The 2,807-nt window shown below is 36.0% G+C and carries 4 protein-coding genes and 1 pseudogene; 2 read left to right on the top strand and 3 right to left on the bottom strand.

The window, feature by feature from the left end; all coding sequences use genetic code 11:
* Positions 1-175: 175 nt before the first annotated feature.
* Entirely contained in the window at positions 176-634 is a 459-nt protein-coding gene (locus AC07E5_RS06355) for a GGDEF domain-containing protein (RefSeq protein ID WP_498625024.1), read from the top strand.
* 262 nt (positions 635-896) lie between these two features.
* On the opposite strand, the gene AC07E5_RS06350 is transcribed toward AC07E5_RS06355, so the two are convergent.
* The 3 genes and pseudogenes from AC07E5_RS06350 to repM form a co-directional block, all read right to left on the bottom strand.
* Entirely contained in the window at positions 897-1,040 is a 144-nt protein-coding gene (locus tag AC07E5_RS06350; RefSeq protein WP_498625022.1) for a hypothetical protein, read from the bottom strand.
* A 44-nt stretch (positions 1,041-1,084) separates the two neighbouring features.
* Positions 1,085-1,615, bottom strand: a complete 531-nt coding sequence (locus AC07E5_RS06345) for a plasmid replication DNA-binding protein (protein ID WP_227591037.1) — start codon at positions 1,613-1,615, stop codon at positions 1,085-1,087.
* Positions 1,608-2,226, bottom strand: a pseudogene (gene repM / locus AC07E5_RS06340) (replication initiation protein RepM); the annotation flags it as partial. The gene AC07E5_RS06345 and the pseudogene repM, both read right to left, overlap by 8 nt.
* A 461-nt stretch (positions 2,227-2,687) precedes the next feature.
* Here repM and AC07E5_RS06335 point away from each other — a divergent pair.
* Positions 2,688-2,807: DNA-binding protein (locus AC07E5_RS06335; RefSeq protein ID WP_498625026.1), on the top strand; the 120-nt coding region annotated here is incomplete at its 3' end.

Raw genomic sequence — 2,807 nt, 5'->3', positions numbered from 1 at the left:
GCGACTCATGAGTGCTCGGTTATATGCGGGCCAATTGGTTGTACGGTAGATTTTGTGTGTAGGCTTCTTCATTTGAAAATTATATCGCTGAAAAAGCCTTTACAGATAGGTTTGTGCAACAAAGCCGAACGAAATTAAAATAAATGAACAAAAAAGAATTAGCGAAAAACTTGAAATGGAGTCGCTAACAGATCACTTAACAGGAGCTTTCAATCGTCGTGCTTGGGATAAACTTTTAGATTTAGAAGAAAGTCGGTGTAAAATTTACGGACACTCAACAACAATTATTGTCATAGATTTAAATGATTTAAAATATATAAATGATAAATTTGGTCATTTAAAAGGTGATCAGATGATTCAAGAAACAGTCCAAATTATCAAAAGAACTGTGCGCTCTAATGATTTAGTTGCACGTTTAGGAGGAGATGAGTTTGGTATTTTAAATATTGAAACTAACTTAGAAAATACTCAAAAACTAGCAAATCGAATTTCAGAATCCTTAAAACAGGCTGGAATTAATGCTGCTATTGGTGTTGCAGCACGTCAACCAGGGACGGATTTACAACAAACAGTAGTTGAAGCAGATAAGCAAATGTATAGACATAAACGTCAAATCAAAGATATGTCTCAATAAGGTAATAAAATTAAGTTTTCCTACAATTAACATAATGGTGGTTATACGAATTGAACTTGTTAGAACAAATTAAAAGTGTACTACTAAGTACACTTTTAAAATTTTCATATAAAAAATTAACATAAAATCTCTTATACGCAATGCTTTTGAAATTGTGTTATAATTCAATTTGTTGATTCAAGTTTTATAGCCCATTCACCCTCGAATGGGCTTTTTTTATGACTTTTCATGTTCCACGGTTTTAATAAGTTTTGATGAACAATCACTTGCTTTGATCTTGGGCTTTCTGGCGCTGATCCTGCTCCTTTTTAAAGGCTCGTTGATCCATAATGCTGGCCATAATCATGATCGGAATCCCGATAAATAGAAATGCAATGCCTTGTAGGGTCTCTTTCAGTTTTTTCATACGTAATGCTCCTTGGGGGGCTTAGTCCTCATCGAATACCGCACTCAGTACTCGGCCAAATAAGCTACGCTTTTTCTTGTCTCATGATGTGTCTGTGATACGTTTTTTGGTGCTTCACTGGTATGTATCGTTACTGTTTCATGAGATAATGAATTTGGCTCTATGCTTTTATTTTCAATACTTTCACTTGAGTCATCATTGTTGTCACAAGGTGTTTCATTGAAATGTCTCTTTAGTGTGTCATGAGACATTTTTTCTTCTGACTCTTTATGTCCTAGCAACAATTGGAAGCGGTCTATTTGGTCTAAATAACGTTTTTCTCTATCCTTGTATGATTCAATCTCTTTTCTCATGAAGTCAACCAACTGACGCAAATCCGCATCATCTTTGAGTGAGGTTATTACTTGGTTTGGCTCGTGCTTTTTAATTGGCTCTCCAAAGCAGCGAATGACTTCTGCAATGTCAAAAAGACCATCAGCACTTCGAGATATACGTCCTTCTTTGATAGCTCTGTATAGTGTAGAGCGGCTGACGTTAAAGCGGTTGGATACTTCACTTAGCGATAACTTAGCCATGTACCGTGTCCCTTTTATTTGATGGCATGTATCCCACTTTCTTGAGGTGTGGGTATAGCTCTATGATGCGCTCAGGATCTTGTAGCATCTCAGCAATACGTATAGCAAACTGTTGGTAGCTTTCTGTACCTTGAGAATATTTCCCCATTTCAGGTAATTCTGAAAGCTTATTAGCAAACATATGACGTTGAGCATCTGTCATTTTTGAAAAAAGATCTAGCGTGTTTGGATCTCGCTTATCTGCTATTGGTTGATTCGTTTTCTTTTTGTTTGAAGGCGAATGAAAAACCTGAAATAGCACGACCTTTTTTATGTTGCTCATATTTAACGGTAATATCAGAAAGCTCATTAATTTGTTTAATAGCAATATCTAAAACACGTCTTTTAAAAGCCTCTATACGATCATATTCATTAACTCCTATACCTAATTGGCTACGGAATTTATTCAACTCATATATAGGTGTTTTTCCTACAGACTTCCATTGCATTAATAACTCATAGAGTCGTACAGCATAAACGCTTTTAAAATCGGAAGTTTTTTTAAGATGGTAACTAGTAAAATATTGTTCAAAGCCATCTATTTTTGTGACATGTTCAATTACAACACGAGTTTTGGTTTTCGCTTCGTTTCACTCGCTCAAACTCTATTGAATCTCGCTTTCGCTCGATTCGTAGGGGTAATTTTTTGCAAATACCTTCTAAAATTATGTAAAAAGCAAAAGCAACTATGACTTCGCTTCGCTCAGAAGCTTTTTTTGCTCGCTCCGCTCGGTCTAGGTGCAAATATCTGCATATAATTTACGCTTATTTAGGCTTCTCAGCCTAAAAAGCTGTTTTTCAGAGAGTCTAGGCGCGAATCTTTGTTGTGGCGCTCGTAGACACTCGCTAATAAATACTTGTTATTTTTTAATTAATCTAATAGAAATCATCTTCTATCGGCTTTTGCTAAATTGGAAAACATTAGCGAACAGCTGCAGAGAGTTTTAGCTAGTCATAATTCATAGAAATATCGATTGTGTACTGTACTGTAATGTACTAAAATACGATACAGTACACAATAGGAAATAAACCCATGGCAATCACTAAATCAGATGTGGCAAAAGCCATCGAATCCCTTGCAGCACAAGGCTCAAACCCAACTAACGATAATATCCTTGCGGTTCTTGGTAGCGGCTCAAAGACCACTATCAAC

It is taken from the genome of Acinetobacter seohaensis (genome assembly GCF_056431365.1).
This window is presented reverse-complemented; position numbering and strand designations above follow the sequence as displayed.